This is a genomic window from Leucobacter coleopterorum (genome assembly GCF_011382985.1).
In the GTDB taxonomy this organism is placed as follows: Bacteria; Actinomycetota; Actinomycetes; order Actinomycetales; family Microbacteriaceae; genus Leucobacter; species Leucobacter coleopterorum.
The window spans coordinates 1,450,657-1,474,856 of the sequence record NZ_CP049933.1 but is presented as its reverse complement, the minus strand read 5'-3'; the positions used below and the strand labels follow the sequence as shown (position 1 = coordinate 1,474,856).

Annotated in this window: 23 protein-coding genes and 5 pseudogenes; 11 read left to right on the top strand and 17 right to left on the bottom strand. The window is 58.2% G+C overall.

The window, feature by feature from the left end:
• Positions 1–27: 27 nt before the first annotated feature.
• From G7066_RS06860 to G7066_RS15270, 3 genes are all read left to right on the top strand, one after another.
• Entirely contained in the window at positions 28–1,065 is a 1,038-nt protein-coding gene (locus G7066_RS06860; RefSeq protein WP_166329985.1) for a M23 family metallopeptidase, read from the top strand.
• A gap of 273 nt (positions 1,066–1,338) precedes the next feature.
• Positions 1,339–1,632 carry a hypothetical protein gene (locus G7066_RS15275; protein ID WP_205881549.1) on the top strand — a complete coding sequence of 98 codons (294 nt, stop codon included), beginning with the start codon at positions 1,339–1,341 and terminating at the stop codon, positions 1,630–1,632.
• A 6-nt stretch (positions 1,633–1,638) separates the two neighbouring features.
• The gene (locus tag G7066_RS15270; protein WP_205881548.1) at positions 1,639–2,115 is read left to right on the top strand and encodes a CPBP family intramembrane glutamic endopeptidase; all 477 of its coding nucleotides are present in this window, start codon (positions 1,639–1,641) and stop codon (positions 2,113–2,115) included.
• A 7-nt stretch (positions 2,116–2,122) separates the two neighbouring features.
• On the opposite strand, the gene G7066_RS06850 is transcribed toward G7066_RS15270, so the two are convergent.
• The 3 genes from G7066_RS06850 to G7066_RS06840 are packed head-to-tail and all read right to left on the bottom strand — an operon-like array spanning position 2,123 to position 4,024.
• The gene (locus G7066_RS06850; RefSeq protein ID WP_166329983.1) at positions 2,123–2,836 is read right to left on the bottom strand and encodes a potassium channel family protein; all 714 of its coding nucleotides are present in this window, start codon (positions 2,834–2,836) and stop codon (positions 2,123–2,125) included.
• Positions 2,837–2,883: 47 nt separating this feature from the next.
• On the bottom strand, positions 2,884–3,507 hold the full coding sequence (locus tag G7066_RS06845) for a class I SAM-dependent methyltransferase (RefSeq protein ID WP_244303350.1): 624 nt from the start codon (positions 3,505–3,507) through the stop codon (positions 2,884–2,886).
• A 52-nt stretch (positions 3,508–3,559) separates the two neighbouring features.
• The gene (locus G7066_RS06840) at positions 3,560–4,024 is read right to left on the bottom strand and encodes an MFS transporter permease (protein ID WP_166329981.1); all 465 of its coding nucleotides are present in this window, start codon (positions 4,022–4,024) and stop codon (positions 3,560–3,562) included.
• A 406-nt stretch (positions 4,025–4,430) separates the two neighbouring features.
• Here G7066_RS06840 and G7066_RS16955 point away from each other — a divergent pair.
• Together G7066_RS16955 and G7066_RS06830 are read left to right on the top strand one after the other, a co-directional pair.
• Positions 4,431–4,768 (top strand): annotated as a pseudogene (locus tag G7066_RS16955) (phosphoribosylanthranilate isomerase).
• A 214-nt stretch (positions 4,769–4,982) separates the two neighbouring features.
• Positions 4,983–5,783 (top strand): M23 family metallopeptidase, encoded by an 801-nt coding sequence (locus tag G7066_RS06830; protein ID WP_244303348.1) that lies wholly within the window; start codon positions 4,983–4,985, stop codon positions 5,781–5,783.
• Between the two features lie 235 nt (positions 5,784–6,018).
• On the opposite strand, the gene trpD is transcribed toward G7066_RS06830, so the two are convergent.
• Positions 6,019–6,930: an anthranilate phosphoribosyltransferase gene (gene trpD, locus G7066_RS06825; RefSeq protein WP_244303347.1), complete on the bottom strand. Its 912-nt coding sequence runs from the start codon at positions 6,928–6,930 to the stop codon at positions 6,019–6,021.
• A 160-nt stretch (positions 6,931–7,090) separates the two neighbouring features.
• On the opposite strand from trpD, the gene ctaE reads away from it, so the two are divergent.
• The 5 genes and pseudogenes from ctaE (at position 7,091) to G7066_RS06800 (ending at position 12,405) form a co-directional block, all read left to right on the top strand.
• The gene (gene ctaE, locus G7066_RS06820; protein ID WP_166331955.1) at positions 7,091–7,705 is read left to right on the top strand and encodes an aa3-type cytochrome oxidase subunit III; all 615 of its coding nucleotides are present in this window, start codon (positions 7,091–7,093) and stop codon (positions 7,703–7,705) included.
• 21 nt (positions 7,706–7,726) lie between these two features.
• Positions 7,727–8,525 (top strand): annotated as a pseudogene (qcrC, locus tag G7066_RS06815) (cytochrome bc1 complex diheme cytochrome c subunit).
• Positions 8,526–8,570: 45 nt separating this feature from the next.
• Positions 8,571–9,686, top strand: coding sequence for a cytochrome bc1 complex Rieske iron-sulfur subunit (gene qcrA / locus G7066_RS06810; protein ID WP_166329977.1), 1,116 nt, complete (start codon positions 8,571–8,573; stop codon positions 9,684–9,686).
• Positions 9,683–11,291 (top strand): annotated as a pseudogene (gene qcrB / locus G7066_RS06805) (cytochrome bc1 complex cytochrome b subunit). Before qcrA ends, qcrB begins: the two are co-directional and overlap by 4 nt.
• 85 nt (positions 11,292–11,376) lie before the next feature.
• Positions 11,377–12,405 carry a magnesium and cobalt transport protein CorA gene (locus G7066_RS06800; RefSeq protein ID WP_166329975.1) on the top strand — a complete coding sequence of 343 codons (1,029 nt, stop codon included), beginning with the start codon at positions 11,377–11,379 and terminating at the stop codon, positions 12,403–12,405.
• Between the two features lie 171 nt (positions 12,406–12,576).
• Here G7066_RS06800 and G7066_RS17835 read toward each other — a convergent pair whose 3' ends face one another.
• The 6 genes and pseudogenes from G7066_RS17835 to G7066_RS06770 form a co-directional block, all read right to left on the bottom strand.
• Complete coding sequence (locus tag G7066_RS17835) at positions 12,577–12,855, bottom strand: helix-turn-helix domain-containing protein (RefSeq protein ID WP_166329973.1); 279 nt, start codon at positions 12,853–12,855, stop codon at positions 12,577–12,579.
• Between the two features lie 3 nt (positions 12,856–12,858).
• Positions 12,859–13,302, bottom strand: a complete 444-nt coding sequence (locus tag G7066_RS06790; protein WP_244303346.1) for a GNAT family N-acetyltransferase — start codon at positions 13,300–13,302, stop codon at positions 12,859–12,861.
• Positions 13,303–13,313: 11 nt separating this feature from the next.
• Positions 13,314–13,736 carry an aa3-type cytochrome oxidase subunit IV gene (gene ctaF, locus G7066_RS06785; protein WP_166329971.1) on the bottom strand — a complete coding sequence of 141 codons (423 nt, stop codon included), beginning with the start codon at positions 13,734–13,736 and terminating at the stop codon, positions 13,314–13,316.
• 18 nt (positions 13,737–13,754) lie between these two features.
• Positions 13,755–15,392: an aa3-type cytochrome oxidase subunit I gene (gene ctaD / locus G7066_RS06780; protein ID WP_205881547.1), complete on the bottom strand. Its 1,638-nt coding sequence runs from the start codon at positions 15,390–15,392 to the stop codon at positions 13,755–13,757.
• 14 nt (positions 15,393–15,406) lie between these two features.
• Entirely contained in the window at positions 15,407–16,255 is an 849-nt protein-coding gene (gene ctaC, locus G7066_RS06775) for an aa3-type cytochrome oxidase subunit II (RefSeq protein ID WP_205881546.1), read from the bottom strand.
• Between the two features lie 172 nt (positions 16,256–16,427).
• Positions 16,428–16,789: pseudogene (locus G7066_RS06770) on the bottom strand (HesB/IscA family protein).
• A 155-nt stretch (positions 16,790–16,944) separates the two neighbouring features.
• On the opposite strand from G7066_RS06770, the gene G7066_RS06765 reads away from it, so the two are divergent.
• Complete coding sequence (locus G7066_RS06765) at positions 16,945–17,517, top strand: DUF3043 domain-containing protein (protein WP_166329965.1); 573 nt, start codon at positions 16,945–16,947, stop codon at positions 17,515–17,517.
• Here the strand turns inward: G7066_RS06765 and G7066_RS06760 are convergent.
• From G7066_RS06760 to G7066_RS06735, 7 genes and pseudogenes are all read right to left on the bottom strand, one after another.
• Positions 17,514–18,560 carry a quinone-dependent dihydroorotate dehydrogenase gene (locus tag G7066_RS06760; protein WP_166329963.1) on the bottom strand — a complete coding sequence of 349 codons (1,047 nt, stop codon included), beginning with the start codon at positions 18,558–18,560 and terminating at the stop codon, positions 17,514–17,516. The two genes, G7066_RS06765 and G7066_RS06760, sit on opposite strands and share 4 nt — an antisense overlap.
• 6 nt (positions 18,561–18,566) lie before the next feature.
• Positions 18,567–19,043, bottom strand: a complete 477-nt coding sequence (gene nrdR / locus G7066_RS06755; protein WP_166329961.1) for a transcriptional regulator NrdR — start codon at positions 19,041–19,043, stop codon at positions 18,567–18,569.
• Entirely contained in the window at positions 19,043–20,374 is a 1,332-nt protein-coding gene (hisD, locus tag G7066_RS06750) for a histidinol dehydrogenase (RefSeq protein WP_166331953.1), read from the bottom strand. The genes nrdR and hisD overlap by 1 nt, the downstream gene beginning before the upstream one ends.
• A gap of 12 nt (positions 20,375–20,386) precedes the next feature.
• Positions 20,387–20,581, bottom strand: coding sequence for a hypothetical protein (locus G7066_RS15925; protein WP_244303345.1), 195 nt, complete (start codon positions 20,579–20,581; stop codon positions 20,387–20,389).
• Positions 20,578–21,957: a DUF7059 domain-containing protein gene (locus tag G7066_RS06745; RefSeq protein WP_244303344.1), complete on the bottom strand. Its 1,380-nt coding sequence runs from the start codon at positions 21,955–21,957 to the stop codon at positions 20,578–20,580. The genes G7066_RS15925 and G7066_RS06745 overlap by 4 nt, the downstream gene beginning before the upstream one ends.
• Positions 21,958–21,992: 35 nt before the next feature.
• Positions 21,993–22,652, bottom strand: a complete 660-nt coding sequence (locus G7066_RS06740; RefSeq protein WP_166329959.1) for an NAD(P)-dependent oxidoreductase — start codon at positions 22,650–22,652, stop codon at positions 21,993–21,995.
• Positions 22,653–22,745: 93 nt separating this feature from the next.
• A pseudogene (locus G7066_RS06735) lies at positions 22,746–24,194 on the bottom strand (glutamate synthase subunit beta); the annotation flags it as partial.
• Positions 24,195–24,200 lie beyond the last annotated feature (6 nt).

The window sequence follows — 24,200 nt, the reverse complement described above, 5'->3', positions numbered from 1 at the left end:
AACACACACGCGGCAGCGACCGAGGCAATGCGCGAGGCTCAGCAAAAGTTTAACGATGCCGCTTGGAAAGCAGACTCACTCGTCACCCAGGCTGCAGACAGCAAAAAGAAGGCTGACGATGCGGCAGACCGTGCCGGCGTGATCGTCGCCCAGATGTATCGCTCGGGGGGAGTGGACCGCAGCCTTGAGTTGCTGCTGGAGTCAGATGCGAAGACCAGCGATGCACTGCTTGATCGCCTCGCGTCAATGTCGAAGGCAACTGAGCGCAATAGCGAAATCTCAGGAGAAGCAGAACAGTCCGCTAACAACGCTGCTTCACTCGGCAAACAAGCCGAAGCCGCAAAGAAGGAACGTGAGGCGCTGCTGGTTGACCTGCAGGCCAAGGAGGCTGCTGCGGCAAAGGCGGTCGAGGCGCAACGCTCGAGCGTGGTGGCCCAGGAAGCGAAACAGAATGAGCTTACGGCTCAGCTGGCTGCCCTCAAAGACACCACGACAAACACCGTTGCCGGCTACGAGAAACGCGTGCGCGAAGAAGAAGCTGAGCGCCAGCGCCTCGAAGAAGAAGCCAGAAAGAACGCCGAGAACGCGAACAACAATAACTCTGGCGGCGGAAACACTGGAGGCGGAGGCAACACTGGCGGAGGCGGTGGTGGTGGCGGCCAGTCGTCAACCGGCTGGATTATCCCGACTTCGAACTACTACATCTCTGAGGGTTTCCGCCCGCCTGAGCGTCCCGACCACACTGGATTGGACCTGGCTGCACCATGCGGCACACCCATCGTGGCACCTGTTGGAGGCACTGTCAGCATCGCGGGCTATGTCGACAATTTTGGTGGCAACATGGTTTATCTCAACCAAGACAATGGTTACCAGACACGTTTTGCTCACATGATTGGCTGGCCGCCGGTGAGCGCCGGTCAGTACGTGCAGGCAGGCCAGACCATTGGCTGGGTTGGCTCGACAGGAGCCAGCACGGGCTGCCACCTGCACTTTGAGGTCATCCCAGGTTTCAACGATAACTACTATGTGCCTTACCTGGATCCATACCCGTTCTTGTTTGGCTGATTCCTGGCCAGAAGTTACTACATACTCTTTTGCCGCGGTTGCGTGGCTATCAACCGCTCACCGCTGAATGCTGACTCAGATTATCGTGCACCCAAATACGTACCCAACAACCGGTCCCTGATTGGGCCATAGATTATCCTGCAATCCGATTCGCGATTGCACGATAATCTATATTATGTCAGTTTAAGCAGAATTGCCCGCTCCCTCATTACCGCGCACGTCATACCAGCACCATCCCCTGCGCCACAGAATTCGAACTGCAATAATCCAGTCATGAATCCAGAGCTCGCAGCACCCAAACGTTTCGGTCGCTTCATCGAACGAAATGATGATCGCGACTTCCCGTATTACGACGGTGAACCGATTATGGTAGGCACGTGGAAATGGCTGCTCATCATCGTGGCTTGCATTCTCGGGTTTCTGGCACTCATATCAATTCCGCGTTCCGACGAGCTTACGGCGCTAATCCCCCGCATTCTGTTCCCCGCGATCCCTCTCACTCTATTTGTCGTGTTCACTGGGAAGTATTGGTCGGCCATCTTCCATCGCCTCAGCGGTCGAGACTGACTGACAATGGTCGTGTTCTGGCTACTAAACCTCGCTGTGACGTCGCTCGTTGGCATTCTCGTTGCGATGCTTTTCGGCGCAAATGCAAATACGGCCGCCGATGGCCTCGCCGATGCTGGTGAAGTCGAAGTCCTCGCGTTTTTCCTCGGAACCGGCATTCAGCTCTTTGGAGAGGAGATTTTCACGATCCTCCCTTTCCTCGCCGTGATGTACTTGCTCTATTCAAAGGCAAAACTAAGCCGCAAAACCTCCATCATTCTCGCCTGGGTCATCACGGCCATGTGGTTCAGTGCTGCGCACCTGCCAACCTACGGTTGGAACTTTGCGCAGGCACTCCTCATCATCGGAGCTGCCCGCCTCGTACTGACCCTCGCCTTTATTCGTACAAAGAACATCGCGGTATCAACGGGTGCTCACATCTTGAACGACTGGAGCACATTCGGCTTTGTGATCATCACCGCTGCAGCAATGACGGTGTCATAGCCACACTTCAACCAGTGTCCGCTTGATGCTCCGTTGCTTCACGCCGTTCCTTGATCTTTTGTGCTGCCTTGTGGATCCGGTCGTTGAGTTCTGAAACCAAGGTCGCTGTGACAACTCCGATCGCGAAGAATCCCCCGACCATAAGCGTGACAGCGAGCACTCTCCCAGGCACAGTGACCGGCACAAAATCGCCGTACCCGACGGTCGCAATCGTCGCAAAGCCCCACCACAAGGCGTCACCAAAGTTCACGATGTTTGCACCCAGGGCATCTCTCTCGACGAGCCACACACAGTACGACTCGGTGTACACAAGCATGAAGGTGAACAGGGTGATTGTAAGGATGTAGCGAACGCGTTGAGCGCGCCCGGATCCGTGCCTGAACACCGGAAGTCTCCAAATGTAGACAAGAATGAGAAAGGGCCGAAGGAACGGCAGTATCAGGCTCGCGAGGTCAAGCGACCGCGTGGCAATAAAGTGTCGACGATCCCGCCCAGCCATTCCGAGACGAACAAAATAGTCGGTCGCAAACCAGACCCAGAGCAGCGGAAGCGTCGCTATTGCGAGCGTTAGGAGGTCTTCCCGCGTTCCCTCATTAAAGAAAGTCCAGGTCAGAATCGTCACAAAGGCGACGGAACCCAAAAACAGTGGCCAGGCGGTTCGCATTTCCCATTTTTCAACACGGGCAATGCCGTTTTTGGCTGGGCTTTCCTGCTGCTTCATTGTTGCCCTCCAAAACTCAATCGCACGAAGTGGGTGCGGGCACGAGTTTATCGCGCAGAGAGTCGAGCTGAGATCGCCCCGTGCGAACGAGCATGAGGATCTGCACGCATGTCGATTTCTACGATCTCAAAACCTGCGCTTTCAAGGTGACGCACAAGCTCATTGATTGGCCAAAAATAGGCGGTCACCACCGCGTGCTCAAATGGCTCAATTTCTGGTCCTTCAAAAAAGCCCAGTGCGAGTTCACCTCCTGGTTGCAAGAATTTGGCCAGTGAGGTGATCGTCGCCCCCATTTGTTCAGGAGGCAAATGAATCAGTGAGTACCACGCGAGCACTCCCCTGAGTGCCCCTGAGGCAACTTCAAGGTCCGGCAGAACCGCAAGCCTGTACAAAGTGTCGGGGTATCGCTGTTCGGCCTCCGAGATGAACTCGGGAACACAGTCGACTCCCTCTACCTCAATACCTTCAAGCCTGAGAAACTCGGTCCAATGTCCTGGACCACAACCGGCATCAATAACCGGCCCCACGCATCGCCTTGCCCAGCGCAGCACGAACTCACGATCCGCGGAGTGGGTTGCCCCCATGTTACCTAAGACCTTGGCATACTCCGCTGCTCTGAGACCATAGGCCTCACGCACACTATTGACCGCCTCCGAAGGATCGCCATTCACGCTTAGTCAATTCTTTGGTGTCGCGCGAGGATCCTCATCATCTGAAGGGGCATCAGTAATGATGAGCACCTCCCCGGTTTCGCAAAACCCGTTCCACTCGTGGATGCTTCCTCATAGATAACTCCCCTGAGTTCATCTCAACACGGGCCACGATCTCAGCCCGCAGTTGCCGAAAGGTCAACCAGAACAACCCGATCGCAGCAACAATTGCTGCGGTGAGCAGCAACGGAAACCAGGCCTCGATAAAGCAGCCCACGAGAATCACAAGCACGTGCCACACGGAGAAGCCCATAACGTCAAGCCAAGACACAGCCCCATTGGCACGAACCGACGGTCTGGAACGAACAAGGAGGGCCAGCACCAACTGACCGATCAGCACCGACGGGATCGCGACGAACAGCACCCAGAGAAAGACCCACCCACCAGCTTGAAACACACCCCACCCAATAAGTAACCAGAGCGGTAACAACATCGCAGAGGGAAAGAGCCACCAGTAAAACGCTCGTCGCAACCACATGCTCTGAGCATAGACCCGCTGCATGTACTTGCCCCGGTAATTCGACGAGGGCGAACACACAGGGCTCTCACCCGTTACTCTGATTAACTACTTGCGTGCCTGACCTGTCTAGTGTGTATGTAAAGATCTGTGGGCTACGCGATGCCGAGATGGCACGGCGCGCAGTTGGGTTCGGTGCCGATGCAATCGGGGTGGTCATGGGATCACGGCGCCCACGTGACGCAAAGCCCGAAATCGCGGCAAAGGTCGTGTCTGCAGTGAATACCACCAACCCCCACGCGGATACCGTTCTGGTAGTGAACCGCGTTCCCGCGATCGAGGCTGCAAAGATAGCTCGGGATCTTGGTTTTAACGTTCTTCAGCTCCACGGGAGGCATATACTCTTGATGATTTCACGAAGGCGCGGTTGATCCTGCCTCGAGTCTGGCGCGCTACTTCGCTTACGACACACCCGAAACTACGATCTGGCGAGTATTTCGAGGAGCGTCTTTTGGTCGACGGCGCGACGCCGGGGTCGGGCGAAACATGGAATCTCGCTCAAGTAAAACCTGGCGCCCTAGGCAGCAACTGGATCCTCGCTGGGGGACTCACCCCAGACAATGTATCCTCGGCGATTTCAGCTGCAGCGCCGTGGGGGTTGACGTTTCCAGCGGCGTGGAATGCGCCCCCGGAGTGAAAGATCTTGCGCTTGTAGAAAAATTTATTCGTGCCGCAAAACAGTCTTTGAGTCGAGCACACAGTTAATGCTTTCTCAATAATGAGATGGCGCTCAGCGCGGCTTCGTTGTAATCTGTCCGTTATGTTCAAGCGAGGTTATTACTTGCGACACTCCCGTAACGCGGGGTCGAATGGTAGACGCTCCTCCCCGGCACCGGTCCGCTACCCCTCTCGCAAATCTCTTCGAGAGCAGCGGGAACGACAAACACCAACCACACCAGTTGCAAATGAGCTTTCCGATGTGGCAACCACAGCACTGCTCACCACGCCCGCGCGGCGCGCTGAACACGTGGCCACCCATACCTCTTCAGTTCGCGTTCCAGCTCGTACTCACGTTCCCCTTGTGGCAATAGAGACCGAGGCTACTGATTCGAAGCGTCGCCACCCCTTTATCAAGGTTGCAGCAGGCAGTAGCGCGTGTGCGTTGTTACTCGCACTCTCAATTCCCCTCACGGAAAATGTCGCTTACACCGAGCCAGCTGTCGCAGCGCAGCAGCGGCTATTCAGTACCGCTGAGGCTCCCGAAGCTCTGGCTGACTCTCTCAGCAACATCGATGCGGTTGAAACCCTCGACTCTTCGCCGACTTCGTTTACCTTCCGCCCCGAAGCTCTCGTGAACTATCCGTTTGTTCAAACGGTAATGCTTACTGACCCGTTCGGGTACCGCACCGCCCCCGTAGAGCAATTTCACGACGCTCAAGATTTTGCGGCGACAGCGGGCACTCCCATCCAAGCAATTGCGGATGGTGAGGTACTCGAAGCGGGCTTCGCAGACGATGGCTGCGGGTTCGGTCTCAAGCTTGAACACAGCATCGATAACAAAACCCTCACGAGCCGTTACTGTCACATGCAAATGGGATCGCACACCCTAAAAGTCGGAGATGACGTCAAGATGGGTGATCCAGTTGGCCGCGTGGGCAACACCGGAATGTCGTTTGGACCGCACCTGCATCTAGCGCTTGTACTCGACAAAAAACCCATCGACCCGATGCCGTTCTTAGCGAAGTACAGCCGAATGGATCGTCCTCACACGAACGACTAGGTAAACAGGTTGTGCGCCTGACCCCACAGCAACGCCTGCACGCGGAGACTAATTTCTCGACGCCTCCGAATTTCGCTTCTAGGAGGGCGTCCCGTGATAGACCGAAGTCGCGCGGACCCAATCTTCGAGTTTCGCTGAAGCGAGACCGGAATCAATAGTCTCGGCCGCTACTGAAATCTTCTCCGCGAGGCGCTCAAGCAGGGGCCTCTCGACAGACTCGGGTCGACTCGCGAGGTCATAGGCAACTAGACCAGCGGCAGCGTTCAGTAGAACGATATCGCGCACCGGCCCCTTCTCCCCGCAAACAGGCGACGAACCACGTCAGCGTTCTCGTCGGGAGTTCCACCAACGAGGTCGCGAATCTCTGCACGCGGTATGCCGAGGTCTCGGGGTCTATGTCGTGTTCAGTGAGGCCACCTCGGCTCACCTCCCACACACGCGAGTGACCGGTGGTTGTGAGTTCGTCGAGCCCATCATCACCTCTGAACACCAGAGCCGACGCGCCGCGAAGCCGAAAAACGCCGACAAAAAGCGGAACCCTTTCAATATCGGCGACACCCACCGCAGAAGCTTCAGGCCTGACCGGGTTACAGAGTGGGCCGAGGAAGTTAAACACGGTTGGGATCCCAAGTTCCGAACGAACCGGAGCCGCGTGGCGGAATCCTGGAAGGAAGCGGGCTGCGTGCACAAACGCAATGCCCGCTTTACCGAAAGATTCAGAGAGCTGATCGGCGTCGAGAGCCAGATTTATGCCAAGTGCACTCAGAACATCAGAGGATCCCGAAAGGCTGCTGGCAGCACGATTTCCGTGTTTCACCACGGGAACCCCGGCGGCTGCTGCGGTCACAGAGGCCATCGTCGAAACATTGACCGTACCAAAGCGATCGCCCCCTGTCCCGACAATGTCCAGCGACATCGCGGGCAGCGAGAGCGGCAATGACTCGGCAAGGATCGCGTCTCGAAATCCGATTACCTCATCAATCGTGACCCCTTTTGAACGAAGTGCAACAAGAAAAGCACCCATCTGTGCACCGGTTGCAGACCCCGTCATCACGCGAGACATCGCCCACTCTGCCTGCGAAACGCTGAGGTCTTCACTATCCAAAAGGGTAGTCAGCACGGAGGGCCAGTTGCGTTCTTCGATCATGAAGCAATCTTATCGAGTGGCCTCAGCGCGTCGCGTGCACACAAAGCCCTCTCAGACGCGGTAAGCTTACTCAGGAAGTTCGCAGAAAGTTCGGCGCGCCGCGCTCAGGCAAAACGCACACCAAACTTTCAGCCATAATGGAGGGGTGACTACGACCACTATGAATACGAAGTCAGCCGTGCCCACGGTGAAGCGACCGAACATCGTCGCCGTCGGTACGATCGTGTGGCTCGGCAGCGAGGTTATGTTCTTCGCTGGCCTCTTCGCGATCTATTTCACGCTGCGCGCCATGAATCCAGACCTTTGGGCAGAACAAGTGGAGAAGCATAACTTCACTTTTGCTCTGATCAACACCCTGGTTCTTGTTGCATCATCATTTACGGCCCAGGCAGGCGTTTTCGCCGCTGAGCGGATGCAGCCCAGAGCTACCGGACGGGGCCTACGCAAGTGGGGCACGGTTGAGTGGTTCTACCTCACTTTCTTTATGGGTGCCATCTTCGTGGCCGGCCAGGCTTACGAGTACGCAACGTTTGTTTCAGAGGGAATTCTCTTTAACGGCGATCCTTACGGATCCGCGTTCTACTTGACTACCGGCTTCCACGGAATCCACGTGACCCTGGGCCTCGTTGCCTTCCTGCTCGTCATTGGCCGCATCTACGCGGTTAAGAACTTCGGGCACAAGGAAGAGACCAGCGCCGTCGTTGTGTCTTATTACTGGCACTTCGTGGATATCGTCTGGATCATCCTGTTCATCGTCATTTACGTCCTCCGATAGAGATCAGGAGAAATCGACATTATGGCTCGCGCCACTCAGAACGTCCGTAAGTCGGGCCGTCGGCATCCATTCGCAACCGTTGCTCTTGTAGCAGTGGGGCTCCTGGTTACCGGCGCTGCCTACGCAGGATTCAGCCAGACCTCTGCAACTGCAGAGATCGACCTCAACTCGGCAAGCACCATTTCAGAGGGAGAGAAGCTCTTTGGCGCGAACTGCGCCACCTGCCACGGTGCCGGCGCACAGGGCACAAAAGACGGTCCCTCCCTCGTGGGCGCTGGCGCAGCCTCTGTAAACTTCCAGGTCGGCACTGGGCGTATGCCTCTTGCATTCCAGGGCCCGCAGGGCATGGTCAAGCCGAAGCAGTTCTCTGAAGAGCAAACGCTGCAGATGGCTGCATACGTGGCCTCGCTGGCCCCGGGACCTGGTCTGCCCGAGACCCGTTACCTTAAAGGCGATGGCGATGTTGCAGCGGGCGGCGAGCTGTTCCGCATCAACTGCGCAATGTGCCACAACGTTGCTGCTGCTGGTGGCGCACTGACTCAAGGCAAGATGGCCCGAAACTCACCGGGGTCCCCGCCACGCACATTTACGAGGCAATGGTAACTGGGCCGCAGAATATGCCGGTCTTTAGTGACACCAATATCTCCCCCAGGAGAAGGCCGACATCATTTCGTACCTCAAGTACATCGAAGAGAAGCCATCAGTTGGCGGCCTGACTCTCGGGTCACTCGGTCCAGTAGCTGAAGGTCTGTTCATTTGGGTCATCGGCCTGGGTGCAATTGTCGCCCTCACCGTTTGGGTCACTGCAAAGTCGAACTAACCGACAGCGCAGACAGAATTCATGAGTCAGGAACCAAGGAGCAACATGGCAGAGGAAGCGAAGAACAGTGGCGTGAATGACGCCGTTGTCGCAGCCCAGAGCCACAGCGCAGATGGAGCAGCAGTGGGAACCGCTGTGCTCTCTTCTGATGCAGTGCAAAATCCGGGCCTTCCCCCGCATCGGGAACGTGTAACGGATCTCGATCCCAAGAAGGCAAAACGTGCAGAACGCACGGTTTACACCCTCTTCTACATCTCAATTGTGGGCAGCCTCGGCGCAGTGCTTGCCTACATGTTCTTCCCGATCGAAACGGGAGAGCTGCTGGCAATTCGACTTCACACTATGTTTGTGGGAATCGCCATGGCGCTCGCTCTTCTTGCAGTTGGTATTGGTGCCGTCCACTGGGGCAAGGCGCTTATGGCCGATCACGAATCCATCGATGAGCGCCATCCAGTGCCGAGCAACCAGGAGACTCGCGAAGGGGCAGCAGAGGTCTTTACTCTCGCTGACAAGGAGTCGGGCTTCTCACGTCGTTCGCTCGTTCGCAACAGCCTGATCGGTGCGCTCATAGCTTTTCCTCTCCCGGGAATCACTCTGATGCGCAGCCTGGCACCTCAGGATCGCGATCCTGTACAGCTGCTGAAGCACACCATGTGGGACAAGGGCATCCGCCTGGCTCGTGACCCCTCGGGTGTTGCAATCAAGGCCTCCGATGTCACCATTGGCTCCGCCTTTCACGTCATCCCTGAGACCCTCACCCATGAGGAATTCTCAAAGCTTTCACTTGAAGAGCGCGGAGGCAGCGAGAATTTCCTTGACGCTAAGGCCAAAGCCATCGTTTTGCTGATGCGTCTCGATCAGTCCCAGCTTAAAGAGCTTCCGGACCGCAAAGATTGGTCGTACGACGGTATCGTCGCTTACTCCAAGGTTTGCACACACGTTGGCTGCCCTGTTGCCCTGTACGAGCAGCACACTCACCATTTGCTCTGCCCCTGCCACCAGTCACAGTTCGACGTGTCAGAGCACGCAAAGGTTGTCTTTGGACCTGCGAAGCGTCCGCTTCCGCAGCTGCCAATCACTGTCGATAAGGACGGTTACCTCATCGCACAGAGTGATTTCCATGAACCTGTCGGCCCGAGCTTCTGGGAGCGTCTCAAGTGAGCAGCACCGTAACTGAATCCCCGCACAAAACGGAACCCGTTTTACATCTGCGGCGGCAAATTATATCGATGATCGCACCAAGATTGGTGTTGCGGTCAAGGAATTCGGCCGTAAGGTCTTCCCAGATCACTGGTCCTTCCTCCTTGGTGAGGTCGCCCTCTACAGCTTCGTTGTGATTCTGATTTCGGGCACCTTCCTTACCCTGTTCTTCCAAGCATCGATGGTTGAGACGGTCTACACCGGTCCTTACCTCCCGATGAAGGGAGTCGAGATGTCCGCGGCCATGGCCTCGACACTTGATATCTCCTTCTCGGTCCGTGGTGGCCTCCTGATGCGCCAGGTGCACCACTGGGCAGCACTCCTATTTGTAGCGTCCATTGGTCTGCACATGCTCCGCATCTTCTTCACGGGTGCCTTCCGCAAACCGCGCGAGCTCAACTGGGTCATCGGCTTCGTTCTCTTCATTCTCGCAATGGCTGAGGGCTTCACCGGCTACTCGCTCCCCGACGATGTTCTCTCGGGTAACGGTCTCCGCATTATTGATGGACTCGTGAAGTCGATCCCCGTCATCGGAACCTACTTCTCCTACTTCTTCTTCGGAGGCGAGTTCCCGGGCACCGACATTGTTGGTCGCCTCTATATGCTCCACATCATGGTGCTGCCTGCGCTTGTCATCCTGTTCGTCGCGCTTCACCTCGCATTCGTTGTGATTCACAAGCACACGCAATACCCCGGTCCGGGTAAGACGCAGCAGAACGTCGTCGGCTTCCCCGTACTGCCTGTTTATGCAGCCAAGGCCGGTGGCTTCTTCTTCATCGTCTTCGGCGTGATCATGCTTATCGCTTCACTCGTGAGTATTAACGCGATCTGGGCTTACGGACCTTACGATCCCTCACCCGTGTCTGCTGGTACTCAGCCCGACTGGTACATCGGCTTTGCCGATGGCATGCTGCGCTTGATTCCGCCGGGGTTGGAGACCGAGTGGTTCGGCTACACCTGGTCTTGGAACATGTTGATCCCTATGGCGATCATGGGACTCTTCCTTGTGCTCGTTGCCATTTATCCGTTCATTGAATCTTGGGTAACCGGCGACAAGCGTGAGCACCACATTCTGGATCGTCCGCGCAACGCTCCTACCCGTACCGCAATCGGAGCTGCAGGAGTCACGTTCTACGCTGTCATGTGGGCGGGTGCGAGCTCAGACCTTATGGCAACACACTTCCAGCTGTCGATGGAGGGTGTTATCCACACGCTGCAGGCACTCCTCATCCTTGGTCCGATCATCTCTTACGTGACTACGAAGCGAATTTGCCTCGCACTGCAGAAGAAGGATCGTTCTATCGCTCTGCACGGCTACGAGTCGGGTCGCATTGTTCGCCTCCCAGGGGCCAGTACACCGAGATCCACAAGCCGCTCAGCGCTTATGAGCAGTGGGAGCTTGTGAGCTACCACGACTACGCTCCGCTGATGTTGCGCCCGAACGATGACGGGAAGATTCCGTTCTCTAAGCGACTGCGTGCTGGTTTCAGCCGCTGGTTCTTCGAGGACAGGATCGTTCCCCCTACAAAGGGTGAAATCGAAGAAGGACACAATGGGGGCCACTAGACCTGAGTGTTCTTGAGACAGAGCAATGGGCCCCGCAGGTATTCCTGCGGGCCCATTGTGTTCTCTCAATTGGAAGGATCGTATCATGGCCGAGATCTTTACGCGCCATGTTGTCAAGGGACAGGTCGAAGAACTGGTTGAGGTCTCCTCCCTGAGTGAGGCTCTGCAACGAGAAGCTGACGATTCGTCTGTAACCAGTCACACAGTGTTGGTGCGTCCCAACCCAGTGCTCATAGCTGAGCTCGCCGATGCTTGGGACCTACACCCGATGCTTACCGAAGATCTCTTGCAGGCCGGGCAGCGCCCCAAACTCGAACGTTACGGCGATGTGCTATCACTCGTACTGCGATCCGCGCACTACGTTGATGAGCTCGAAGAAGTTCTATTTAGCGAGTTTCACTTACTGGTCAAGTCGCGTGCCGTGCTCATTGTGTGCCAAGACGGGCGACTCATCGATGGAACAGAGATCCCAGACGATCCAAACCTCGCCGCACAAACCTTACGCGCCACTGCACTGGCCAGTGTCCCGAGCACCTATCTCAAGCTTCTCGGCACCGAGGGCGTCGTTTACCGCCTTATCGACGCGGTTGTCGACTCCTACTCCCCCACACTGGACGGCCTTCAGTATGATCGGGAGCAAATTGAGCGCCAGGTATTTAGCGGCGATGCAGCGGCTGCCGAGCGTATCTATCTACTGAGCCGCGAAGTGATCGACGTGTTACATGCAACGACAGCACTCACGAAACTTGTTCAGGGGCTCCGAAACGGCGCCGATAAGTATGCCATCCCCGACGAGCTGCAGACCTATCTAGAAGATGTCGCAGATCACCTCGCACACGTACTCACCGAAACGATAGAACTCAAAGACGCGCTCTCACAGATTCTTAACGTCAACGGCACGCTCGTGGCACAACGGCAGAACGAAGACATGAAGAAGATCTCAGGCTGGGCCGCGATCCTTTTCACACCGACCCTCATCGGAGCAATCTACGGCATGAACTTCGACAGTATGCCGGAGCTGCACTGGGCCCTTGGATACCCGCTTGCGCTAATGTCCATGGTGGGTCTTGGCACCGCACTATGGGTTGTGTTCAAGCGCAAGAAGTGGATGTAAGAGTCGAGCCGGCGACTCACCCAACGATCTAGTGCTTCAGGACTTGCAACGGAGCAGCATTCAGTAGCGTCAGCGCGCCCTCCGACAGCAGATCGTAGAAACGAATATCACCCAGTTCTTCTCTGAATGCAGCAAGGCGCAGCGGGAGCGATTGTGCCAGATTGGGGTCGTTTACCGCTGAAACCGCCTGGAAAATGAATACAGAATGGTTTGGGGCGCCTCACCCGGCGAGGCGAATATCAGCGTCGAAACTCGCAGAAAACACTCGAGAAAGAGTTCCTGCTTTGTCGCAAAGTTTGCGTAGACGTGAGGTTGTGGCACCTCGGCTCGAACGGCGATCGCCGACGTCGAAGCGCCTTGGTAACCATACAGGCCAAACTCGACGATCCCCGCTTCGATAAGGAGTTCATGGTTCTGCCCGGGTCTACGCCGCGGTCGACGCGAGGACATGGTCTAAGAGAGGTCTAGGATCTTGCGGTAGTGCTCGCCCATGGGCTCAAAGCCACGATGGTTATAAAACGAGCCAATCCTTGATGTCGAGGCCGAGAGCTGTCGTACTCCACGGCCCATGCAGTAGTGCTCGTTTGCCTGCATGATCCTGTCACCAACACCGTGTCCACGAGTCGTCTCATCGACCACGATCTCTTGCAGGTGGGCTGTCAGTCCCGGAGCGTGAAGCAACCGGGAAACGGTCATGAGCGAGTAACCCACAACCTTTCCATCGAGCTCAGCGACAAAGAGGACGTTTGCTTCCTGGTCGCGGTGTCGCAAGACGTTATCGAGTGCGACAAGAAATTCGTCTCGGCCGATAGCTTCGCGACCGGTCTGATACTGACGGGCCAGAGCAAAGAGCGCAGTTGCGTCTTCGCTCCGGCCGCGTCGAATAGAGATGCTCACAGGTGAGTGACCTAGCGGGCGAAGTTGCCGCGGTAGTACTCGTATACCCAGCCGACGACGCCGACGATCACGAGAGGCAGTGAGAAAAAGACCATCCAGAATTGGAATCCGATGCACACACCGAGTATCACAAGTCCCAGAGCGAAGGCGAGGAAGATAGGCCACCAACTCCACGGGCTGAACTCGCCAACCTCGGGATCGCCGTCATCAATATCAGCAAGGTCGATATCAGCTACCTGAACACCACCCTGCTTCTTCTTTACGAGGCCTAAATAGGACGCGATAAAGGCGGTAAGGCCTCCGGAGAGCAGGATCGCGATTGACCCAGCCCACTCTGGGCGATCGTGAATACTGATGTTCCACACCGTGTACACCGTCGCAAGGATGATGAAGTAGGTCGTCAGTAACCAGAAGATAACAATGTTAGATTTCATGATTCAGTTTGCCTCCGGTTACTTCTTCTCGGCAATCGCGGGCGCCGGCTTCGGCTGTTCTACACCGCTGACTTCAGGGTGGTGCAGATCGAAAGCAGGAGACTCCGAGCGAATGCGAGGGATAGAGGTGAAGTTGTGTCGCGGCGGCGGGCAAGAGGTTGCCCACTCGAGCGAACGACCGTAACCCCACGGATCGTCAATTGTGACCTTGGGTGCGCGACGCGCGGTGATGTAAACGTTCAGCAAGAACGGAATCACTGAGACACCGAGCACCATCGCACCGACGGTCGACAACTGGTTACCCCAGGTGACTCCGTCCTCTGGCAGGTAAGTAGCGTAACGACGAGGCATGGCCATAACGCCCAGCCAGTGCTGCACGAGGAAGGTCATGTGGAAGCCAATGAAGAGCACCCAGAAGTGAATCTTGCCTAGACGCTCATCGAGCATCTTTCCGGTCCACTTTGGCCACCAGAAGTAGAATCCAGCGAACATCGCGAAGACCACGGTTCCGAAGATGACGTAGTGGAAGTGAGCCACAACGAAATAGGTGTCTGAGAGGTGGAAGTCAAGCGCTGGCGAAGCCAGGATGACACCGGTCAGACCACCGAACACGAACGACACCAGGAAGCCAAGCGACCACAGCATGGGAGTCTCAAAGGTGATCGATCCTCGCCACATCGTGCCAAGCCAGTTAAAGATCTTCACACCGGTCGGAACCGCAATGAGCATGGTCATCAGAGCGAAGAACGGCAGCAGCACTGAACCGGTGACGTACATGTGGTGAGCCCACACCGTCATCGAGAGTGCGGCAATCGAGATTGTTGCGTAGATAAGTGTCTTGTAGCCGAAGATCGGCTTACGGCTGAAGACCGGGAAGATCTCGGAGACAATACCAAAGAACGGCAGGGCGATGACGTAGACCTCGGGGTGACCGAAGAACCAGAAGAGGTGCTGCCAGAGAATGGCTCCGCCCTCACCACTGTAGATCTGCGCCCCAAAGATTCGGTCTGCCGCGAGGCCAAAGGCTGCCGCTGCAAGAACAGGGAAGATCAGGATGACCAGGAGCGAGGTGATGAGCGTGTTCCAGGTGAACACAGACATACGCCACATGGTCATTCCCGGTGCGCGCATCGTAATGATGGTCGTAATGAAGTTAACGCCACCGAGAATCGTACCGAAACCGCTGAGGCCAATACCGAGCACCCATAGGTTTCCGCCGATACCCGGCGAATATGTCATTTCAGAAAGCGGTGCGTATGCAAACCATCCGAAGGAAGCAGCACCCTGCGGGGTGAGGAAGCCACCAACAGCAATGAGCGATCCAAATGTGTACAGCCAGAACGCGAAAGCATTCAAACGGGGGAATGCCACGTCAGGCGCACCGATCTGGAGCGGCATGAGAGCGTTCGCGAAACCCGCAAACAGCGGGGTTGCGAACATCAGCAGCATGATTGTTCCGTGCATGGTGAACAGCTGGTTGTACTGTTCCTTTGTTGGAATGATCTCAAGGCCCGGAGCAAAGAGCTGCGCACGGATCAGCAGAGCCATCAGGCCGCCGATCAGGAACCACACGAAGGAGCTGATGAGGTACATGTACCCAATCACCTTGTGGTCCGTGGACGTTAGCCACGAGACAATGATATTGCCCTTCTTCATGTTGCTATCCCTCATTATTCGTTCTCAGCCTTGGCTTCGTCACCGAAGAAGTACTCCTGATTCGGGTTAAGGTCACCCTCAACCTGGCCCTTGTTACCTGCGGCCTTCAGCGAGTCGATATAAGCGTCGTACTCGTCCTGCTCGACAACGCGAACTTCAAACAGCATCATCGAGTGGTACTCCCCACAAAGCTCGGCACACTTACCCATGAAGGTGCCGGTTTTGGTGGGAGTAAAACTCATGTAGTTCACCTGACCGGGGATCATGTCCTTCTTGTAAAGGAACTCGACCACCCAGAAGGAGTGAATAACGTCGCGAGTCTCAAGCTGAATCTCGGTCTTCTTATTCACCGGCAGGTAAAGAACGGGCATCGTGCCATCTTTGGGCTCGCCAGCCTTATCGGTCTGAACCTGAACGCCCTGGAAGTAGGCGTCGTCTTTTACGTAGTTGAAGTCCCAGGCCCAGCGCTTGCCGAACACCTGAACAACGTTCTCAGGGTTGTCGTAGCGCGCCTCGATCTTGCTCTGCTCCTGTGCGGTGAAGGCAAAGAAACCCAGCACCAGAATCACGGGAACAACCGTAAAAAAAGTTTCGATCGGCATGTTATAGCGCAGCTGCACAGGAAGGCCGGTCTGGCCCTTGCGGCGGCGGTAAGCGATGGTTGCCCAGAGAATCAAGCTCCAGGTAATCACACCCACGGCGAGGAGCACGATCCAAGAGGTGACCCAAAGGCCGGTGATACCCGGCGTTAGGTTCGTGGCATCCGTGGATCCTGCGGGAAGAAAGCCCCGCTGCTGCTCTGGAGTGCAACCTGCAAGCAGTAACCCAATAGAGAGTACTGCCGGGGCCGCGACCCATTTCATTCGACGATTGGAACGCACCGCATACCTTTCGAATTGTTTCTCGTCCGCACGTGAAGCGCGCGAAACTGATGACTCCCTGATAGCTTAGCGCGAACCTGAGCGTTCGCCGTACACGTAGAGGGTGTCGCGCGCACTAATTTGCGCAAATCCGCGAAAAATTGTCTCTAGCGGATCAACTAAAGCTGTCTCCGCAAGCACAACTTCCTTCCGCATTGGGTTATCTATGGTAAAACCCTGTTTCTGGATCGTGTCTTCGAAGTCAATCGTCGCTCCGTTGAGGTAGGGAATGCTCATGGCATCCACCACAACCTCAACGCCGTCAAAATCAACTACGGCATCGTTCTCAAGTTCGCGCTCATCAAAAAAGAGTTGGTAAATTAGTCCGGAGCAGCCGCCAGGCTGAACAGCGATGCGTAGGCGGAGGTCATCTCGCCCTTCTTGCGCAAGTAAACTGCGAACCTTGTCGCTCGCTGCGACACTCAGTTTTACTCCGTGGGCCTGATCAGCGGCAGTACCCGTTACTACAGTGCTCATACGTACTCCTCGCTCACGTGATGATGTGTGGGAATCAGTCTACCTCGCACATTCGCGGCTTCTCCATGATTTCGCCCGGTAGTCTGGTACGAGGTCGATATTGCGTCGACGCAGTAGTTAACAGCACAAAAGGTGCACAGCGAGAGGGACCAGGCGTGGCAAAGAAGGGTGCGGCGGACGCCGCAGAGACCAACGAAGACGTCACAGAGACGACTGTCGGCAAGGGTCGGCCCACCCCCTCGCGCAAAGCAGCGCAGGCGGCAAACGCACGGCCCATCGTTGGCTCAAAAGACAAGACGATCGCGAAAGAACAGCGTCTACAGCAAGCCAGCGAACGTGAGCGTGCTCGTATCGGCATGATGAATGGCGAAGAGCGATTCCTCACCGTGCGCGACAGGGGCCCTCAGCGTAGGTTTGTGCGTGACTATGTTGACGCACGCTGGAATATCGGCGAAATGCTTATTCCGATGATGCTCGTCGTGCTAGTGATGACGTTTATCCCAGGCATCATTCAGATCGTCAGCCTCGTTGTGATTTGGATCTTCGTCGGCCTCGCAGTGCTTGACGCGGTGTTTCTCGGCTTCCGTCTCAAGCGAATCCTGGCCAAGAAGTTCGGTGAAGACAAAGTTCAGCCCGGATTCCGCTGGTATGCGGCAATGCGTGCCTTCCAGTTCCGCATGCTGCGCGCGCCGAAGCCACAGGTCAAGCGCGGCAAGTTCCCGAACTAAGCAGCGGCTGGCGCCCGCCACCCCAGACGTCGCAGATCACGATTGATACGTCGCGCCCACAGCGGCCCTTCGTATATAAACGCCGTGTATCCCTGCACCAGGGTGGCGCCGGCGCGCAAACGTTCCACAACATCCTCAGCGTTAGACACCCCACCAACCGAGATAATGCAGAATCCCTGAGGCGTAGTCGCAACGATTCGTTTGAGTACTTCCAGTGAGCGATCTTTAAGTGGCGCTCCCGAGAGTCCTCCGTTACCCATGCGTTCGACTTCGGAGTCGGCGGTGGTCAATCCCTCTCGAGAAACCGTCGTGTTTGTTGCGATTATTCCGTCGAGCCCTAGCCGCACGGCAAGCGCGACGATGCCATCGATCTGTTCGTTACCCATGTCAGGGGCGATTTTCACGAGCAGTGGTGTCGATCCTGCCGCATCACGCACAGCGGCAAGCAGCGGTTCGAGAGACTCCAGCTCTTGTAGACCGCGAAGTCCCGGGGTATTGGGTGAGCTGACATTGACCGCGAGATAGTCGGCGACGGGAGCGAGTCGCTCTGCGCTCCACACATAATCTTGCGTCGCGTTCTCAACCTCGGTCACACGACTCTTACCAATGTTCACACCGATCACCGGGCGGCTGCGCGCGAGGCGAGCCTTCTCGACTCGTGGCAGCGCGGCAGCGGATCCCCCGTTATTAAAGCCCATGCGGTTAATGAGACCGCGATCCCCCACCAGCCTGAACATTCGTGGTTTGGGGTTGCCAGGCTGAGCGTGTCGGGTGAGTGTGCCGATCTCAACGTGACCAAACCCGAGGGCTCCTAGGCCGAGGATCGCGGTACCATTTTTGTCGAAGCCCGCTGCAAGCCCGAAGGGGCTCGGAAAATCAATGCCGAGCGCAGAGACCCGCAGCGAAGGATCTGGGGCACACACCCGTCGCACGACACCACCGAGCAGCGGGGCCGCCTGAATCACTCGAAAAGCAAGGTGGTGAGCCCGCTCGGGATCCATCCGTTTAAAAACCAAATTGAACAGGTGTGGGTAGAGTCGCATGCCGAGTTACTCCTTGGTTGAGTCTGGTCGCGCGGCACTCGGGTGGGTGCGCAACTCTGATATCGCTGATTCGAAGTCCGCGAGCGAATCGAAGGCTTGGTACACGCTTGCAAAGCGAAGATAGGCGACCTGATCGAGATCACGCAGGTGGGGCAGGATCGCAAGGCCGATTTCATTTGCGTCAAACTGGGCAATGCCGGTGGATCGCACCGACTCTTCGACCTGCTGCGCAAGTATCGCAAGATCTGCTTCGGTTACGGGGCGCCCCTGGCACGCCTTACGCACGCCGCTCATCACTTTTTCGCGGCTGAATGGCTCGACCACGCCCGACCGCTTGATGACTGTAAGGCTTGCGGTTTCAGTGGTGGTGAAGCGACGACCGCACTCAGGGCATTGCCGACGGCGTCGAATTGAGAGACCATCATCTGCCGTGCGTGAATCGATAACGCGACTATCGGGGTGTCTGCAGAACGGGCAATACATCAGTGTCCTCCTTGCTCGTGCTGAACTGGCTGCTTAAATCGAGCGGTCACGGCCTCACCGTGCGCGGGCAGACCCTCGGCCTGGGCAAGCGCGACAAGCAACTCACTAGTCTCCGCGAGCGCAGCCCGATCGTAGTGAATAACCTGCTGAGGCCGCAGAAAGGTGTGAGCACCGAGCCCCGAAGCGAAGCGAGCAGTGCCACCCGTGGGCAAGACGTGGTTGGAACCGGCGAGGTAGTCTCCCAGGCTGACAGGAGTGTAACCGCCCAGAAAAATGGCCCCGGCATCAAACACGTTCGTGAGCACGGCTGCATCGTCGCGCGTCTGAATCTCAAGGTGCTCGGGACCATAGGCGTTGCTCACCCTGGCCGCGACCGTGAGGTCATCAACCAGGATCACAGCAGACTGTTGGCCACTCAGCGCGGTAGCAACACGACTCGCGTGCCGGGTTGTCGGCGCGATGACCTCAAGCTCGCGGGCGACGGCCTCTGCAAAAGCAGCCGAATCCGTCACCAGCACGGAGGCCGCGGCCTCGTCGTGCTCAGCCTGGCTGATCAAATCTGCCGCGACGAAACCGGGGTCGGCCGAGTCGTCGGCAATGATCAAAATTTCGGTGGTGCCAGCTTCGGAGTCAATGCCAACGATGCCATTGACGACCCGCTTTGCCGCGGCGACGAACACGTTACCCGGCCCGGTCACAACGTCAACTGGGTCAAGCGCGATGGTGGGAACACCGTACGCAAATGCAGCGATCGCTCCGGCTCCACCAATCGCGTACACCTCATCGATGCCGCAGAGCGCGGCGGCCCAGAGCACGGCCGGGTGCGGCAGCCCACCGTTGTCTCGCTGCGCGGGCGAGGCGAGTGCGAGGCTCGGCACCCCCGCGGTCTGCGCCGCAACAGCGTTCATGATGACGGACGAGGGGTAGGCCGCCTTGCCGCCGGGAGCGTACAGCCCTACCCGAGACACCGGCTGCCACCGCTGGCGAATCTCGGCACCATCGGCAAGACGAGTCACCTGCTCCGCCGGAACCTGGGCTGCCGACCCCTTGCGGAGACGGACGATGAGCTCGCGCAGGGCCGCCTCCACATCGGAGGGACAGTCAGCGAGAGATGCCGCAACGGCTTCGGCTGGAACACGCAGTGCGTGATCCTCGACCCCATCAAATTTCAGCGCCTGCTCACGCAACGCCGCCTCGCCGCGCTCAGCAACATCGGCAACGAGGGGTCGCACCTGTTCGACGGCGGTCTCGGCGCTCAATGCAGCCCGCGGCACGAGGCTCAGCAGTTCGGCCCGAGAGAGGCTCTTGCCTCTCAGATCGATAGTTCGCATCACTGAGCCAGTCTACCGGTCCGCCGTGGCCAGTATTGGCGAGAGAATCCCCATCCATACAAGTTCGCGCGTGCTCGTGATGAGCGCTTCTTCTGCCGCGGCTGCGTCAACCTCAAGGAGAGTCGCGAGGGCGTCGGCTATTTGCCCGAGGGTGAGGTCGCCATCGCAGGCCCCCACGGCGGCGGCAAGCAGAGGGTCAGCGGTCACGCGACGGGCGATTCCGCGTTCGGTAGCGAGTGTGATCGCTCTCGGGGATTCCTGCCCGGCTGATGCTCGCGTTCTTCGGTTACTCCCGAGTCAAGCAGCCATCGGGTTTCAAGCAGTTGTGCATCACTCATCTGGGCGACACGAGTCGCGGCTTTAAAGGCCGACTGGAGCACCTCACCGGCGTCTGGCGAGAAGGGTCCCCCGGCGCGTTCGACGTGGATCGACGCGGAGCATGAGTTGTTCATGTCTAGACGTTGCAGTCTGATCGATCCCAGTCCAATCGCCACAACGTTACGCTCAGCAAAGTCGTCGAGCCAACCGGTCATCAGCGTGTCGAACGCTTCGGAACCCGGGCGTGCCCCACCGTCGCGAGCCCAGGTTTCGGCGTACTGCGCGGGTTCGATGCGGTCACGCTCGATCACCCAGGCAGCAACGTGCTCGGCGCGATCCTGAGGCCCGGCGATCCACTCTTGCGCTCGCTCGAGTCCATCAACGCCCCACGGGCACTCCCAGTTTGCGAGACACAGCAGGGTGCCACCAACGGTGAGGTGCTTTGGGGCGTCAGAGACCACGCCCGCCACGAGATCGTCACCGCGCATGCCGCCGTCTCGGTACTCGTATCGTTCGGTGTCTGCGGGCTGGTTCTGCGGGGTGATCACAAACGGTGGGTTCGAGAGAATCAGGTCGAACCGTTCCCCGTCTACTGGCTCGAACAGGCTGCCCTGGCGAAACTCGATGCGATCCTGTTGGCCGTTGAGTCGTGCGTTTGCACACGCAAGCATGAGGGCACGCTCGGAGATGTCAGTGGCCACGATCTTGGCATCCGCTACGTCCACGAGCTCGCAGGCAAGATGGAGCGCCACGATGCCGCAGCCTGTGCCGAGGTCTAGAGCGGATCCAACTTTGCCAGATGGTGCCTGCGTAATCAGAGAGCGGGTTGCTCCCCCGACGCCCATCACGTGGTCTGGGCGTGCCGGGCCGCGGCGCAGTTGATCGTCAAGGTCAGAGATGATCCACCATTCCGAGGCTCCGCTGGCGGCTTCGAGCGCAACCGGGTTCAGCGAGAGCACCGCTCGGAAATGATGCGAATCGGGATCGCCCGTCAGTAAACCCAGTTGCTCTGCACCAGCATGGCCGAGCTTTGGCAGGGCTGCGTCGAGTTCGGCAGCTGTGCCGGTCTCCCCCAGCAAAAACACCCTTGTGAGTGTCGCGAGTGCCGAAGTTTCCCGCCCCTTCAGCACCCTCAGCGCGGGGGTGAACACTCCGCGTTGCCTTGCTCCGTCGGCTGTGACACCCAGCAGCGAGGTGACCGCAGCGGTGTTGTATTCGGCGGAGGTCAGATCCGCGCGCAATAGGTCGATGAGTTCAGGATCCACCCCACTAGCGTAGGGGGTTTGATACCACAGTGCTTCTAGTACGCGACGGTGAAGCGGGTGCGGTGGTGACGCGGGGTCTCAAGCTCGTCGGTGATGGCGAGGCCGAAGTCTGCACCACCGATCGCCGACTTACCGTTGGCGTCCTTCAGCAGTACGTCGCCGCCAACACGGTATTCACCGGTGTACTCGCCGGCCACCCAAGGCCCAAAATCGCCCGCAGGGCTGACAAAGAACCAGTCAAGGCCCTCGGGCATCGCGCGCAGGTCTTCAAGAACCGCACCCATTTCTTGTGCCTCGGGCTTGAACTCTTCGGCAAACTCGGGGGTGTCGACCAGGCGCGGGCCTCCCTCGGACACGAGCAGCGATCCTGCACCACCGATAACACCAAGTCGAACACCGGCTGCCGCTGCCTCAGTGGCGAACGCAGCGATGAGCGGCCGAACCTTGCCCGCCATGTCGCCACGCGGGGCAATCGCAATGACAACAGCATCGGCGCCGTCAAGGATCCGGGCGCGATCTGCGGGTTCGGCGATTGATCCCGTCTCGTACTTCACCCCGGCAGTCTGCTGTGCGGCTTCCTTGCGACTAAAGCTGCGCACGTCGAGGCCACGAACGGCCGCCGCTTCGGCGATATGGGATCCTGCGTAGCCACTTCCGCCGATAATGCTTACCTTGGTTGTCACAGATTCAGTCATCGCTGGGTCCTTCGCTCTCGGGGGTCGCTGGGTCACGGCCCGACACTGACAGCAACCGGTGTCGGGCGCGCACTATTCCCCAGCGAGCCGCGATTACGCAAACGCCCTGGCGTCGGCAGCAACCGGCGAGGGCAACACCGTCTCGCCCGTAAGGTAAGCGTCAACCGACGCAGCGGCGGCACGCCCCTCGGCGATCGCCCACACGATAAGCGATTGGCCACGACCGGCATCTCCCGCGACAAACACTCCAGGTAGGTCGGTCGAATAGTCACGGCCGCGCTCAAACGAACCGCGCACACCAACCGGCAGCACAAACGCAGACTCTTCGATCTGCTCGGGTCCGGAGAAACCCATCGCTATGAGCACAAGATCGGCCTTGATCAGTCTCTCTGTGCCCGGGATCGGCTCACGGCGACCGTCAACAAAACCTGTCTCGGCGACGCGCAAACCGCTCACTTCACCGGACTCTCCCGCCACAAACTCGACCGTCGAGGCTAGGTAACTGCGCTCGCCGCCCTCCTCGTGCGAGCTCGACACCTCAAACAGTGTCGGGTGCACGGGCCACGGCTGATGATCCGCCCGCTCGACGCCCGGCTGACGTCCGATCGCAAGGCTCGTCACCGACTTCGCACCCTGCCTGTGCGCGGTTCCTACACAGTCGGAACCGGTGTCACCGCCCCCGATCACGATGACGTGTTTGCCAGCGGCATCGAACGGCGTTGACTCGGCAGCACCCGACTGCACGAGGTTCGCGGCGACGAGGTAGTCCATCGCGGGCATCACACCCGCCAGCTCGCGACCCGGCAGTGGCAGTTCGCGCGGGATCGTCGCGCCCGTTGCAACAATCACCGCGTCGAAGCGGCGGCGCAACTCTGCCCAGCTCATGTCGCGCCCGGCCTCGCTACCACCGATCTCGACACCGCAGCGGAAGCGTGTGCCCTCGGCGCGTAGCTGCTCGATCCTGCGCGTGACAAGTTCTTTTTCGAGCTTAAAATCGGGGATGCCAAAGCGCAGGAGTCCGCCCGGTTCTGCGTCGCGCTCGTAAACCGCCACGGTGTGGCCCGCGCGAGTGAGCTGCTGGGCTGCGGCGAGACCGGCCGGCCCCGATCCCACAACTGCTACCGTCTTACCGGTGAGGCGCGAGGGCGGCTGCGGCTGCACCCAGCCGTTTGTAAAGGCCTGATCAATGATGCTGTTTTCGATCTGCTTGATGGTGACCGCTGGCTGGTTGATGCCAAGCACACACGCCGACTCGCAGGGTGCCGGGCACGCACGGCCCGTGAACTCCGGGAAGTTGTTGGTCTCGTGCAGCCGTTCGATGGCGTCGCGCTCGCGACCGCGGTAGGTGAGGTCGTTCCACTCCGGGATCAGGTTGCCGAGCGGGCAGCCCTGGTGGCAGAACGCAACTCCGCAGTCCATGCATCTTGAGGCCTGCCTTGCCACGAGCTTCGGGTCCGCAGGATCCACCACCTCACGCCAGTCCTGCAGCCGCAGAGCAACCGGTCGCTTCGGGGCAAGCTCGCGCTCGCGCACCCTCAGAAATCCGCG

Excerpts from the sequence above, each read along its gene's own strand:
- ctaE (WP_166331955.1), top strand. The coding sequence starts at position 7,091 with ATGAATACGAAGTCAGCCGTGCCCACGGTGAAGCGACCGAACATCGTC.
- G7066_RS06840 (WP_166329981.1), bottom strand. The coding sequence starts at position 4,024 with ATGTGGTTGCGACGAGCGTTTTACTGGTGGCTCTTTCCCTCTGCGATG.
- nrdR (WP_166329961.1), bottom strand. The coding sequence starts at position 19,043 with ATGTATTGCCCGTTCTGCAGACACCCCGATAGTCGCGTTATCGATTCA.
- trpD (WP_244303347.1), bottom strand. The coding sequence starts at position 6,930 with ATGATCGAAGAACGCAACTGGCCCTCCGTGCTGACTACCCTTTTGGAT.
- ctaC (WP_205881546.1), bottom strand. The coding sequence starts at position 16,255 with ATGAAATGGGTCGCGGCCCCGGCAGTACTCTCTATTGGGTTACTGCTT.
- qcrA (WP_166329977.1), top strand. The coding sequence starts at position 8,571 with ATGGCAGAGGAAGCGAAGAACAGTGGCGTGAATGACGCCGTTGTCGCA.
- G7066_RS06740 (WP_166329959.1), bottom strand. The coding sequence starts at position 22,652 with ATGACTGAATCTGTGACAACCAAGGTAAGCATTATCGGCGGAAGTGGC.
- G7066_RS15270 (WP_205881548.1), top strand. The coding sequence starts at position 1,639 with ATGGTCGTGTTCTGGCTACTAAACCTCGCTGTGACGTCGCTCGTTGGC.
- hisD (WP_166331953.1), bottom strand. The coding sequence starts at position 20,374 with ATGCGAACTATCGATCTGAGAGGCAAGAGCCTCTCTCGGGCCGAACTG.
- G7066_RS06850 (WP_166329983.1), bottom strand. The coding sequence starts at position 2,836 with ATGAAGCAGCAGGAAAGCCCAGCCAAAAACGGCATTGCCCGTGTTGAA.
- ctaD (WP_205881547.1), bottom strand. The coding sequence starts at position 15,392 with ATGAAGAAGGGCAATATCATTGTCTCGTGGCTAACGTCCACGGACCAC.
- G7066_RS17835 (WP_166329973.1), bottom strand. The coding sequence starts at position 12,855 with ATGTCCTCGCGTCGACCGCGGCGTAGACCCGGGCAGAACCATGAACTC.
- G7066_RS15275 (WP_205881549.1), top strand. The coding sequence starts at position 1,339 with ATGAATCCAGAGCTCGCAGCACCCAAACGTTTCGGTCGCTTCATCGAA.
- G7066_RS06760 (WP_166329963.1), bottom strand. The coding sequence starts at position 18,560 with ATGCGACTCTACCCACACCTGTTCAATTTGGTTTTTAAACGGATGGAT.
- ctaF (WP_166329971.1), bottom strand. The coding sequence starts at position 13,736 with ATGAAATCTAACATTGTTATCTTCTGGTTACTGACGACCTACTTCATC.
- G7066_RS06860 (WP_166329985.1), top strand. The coding sequence starts at position 28 with ATGCGCGAGGCTCAGCAAAAGTTTAACGATGCCGCTTGGAAAGCAGAC.
- G7066_RS06800 (WP_166329975.1), top strand. The coding sequence starts at position 11,377 with ATGGCCGAGATCTTTACGCGCCATGTTGTCAAGGGACAGGTCGAAGAA.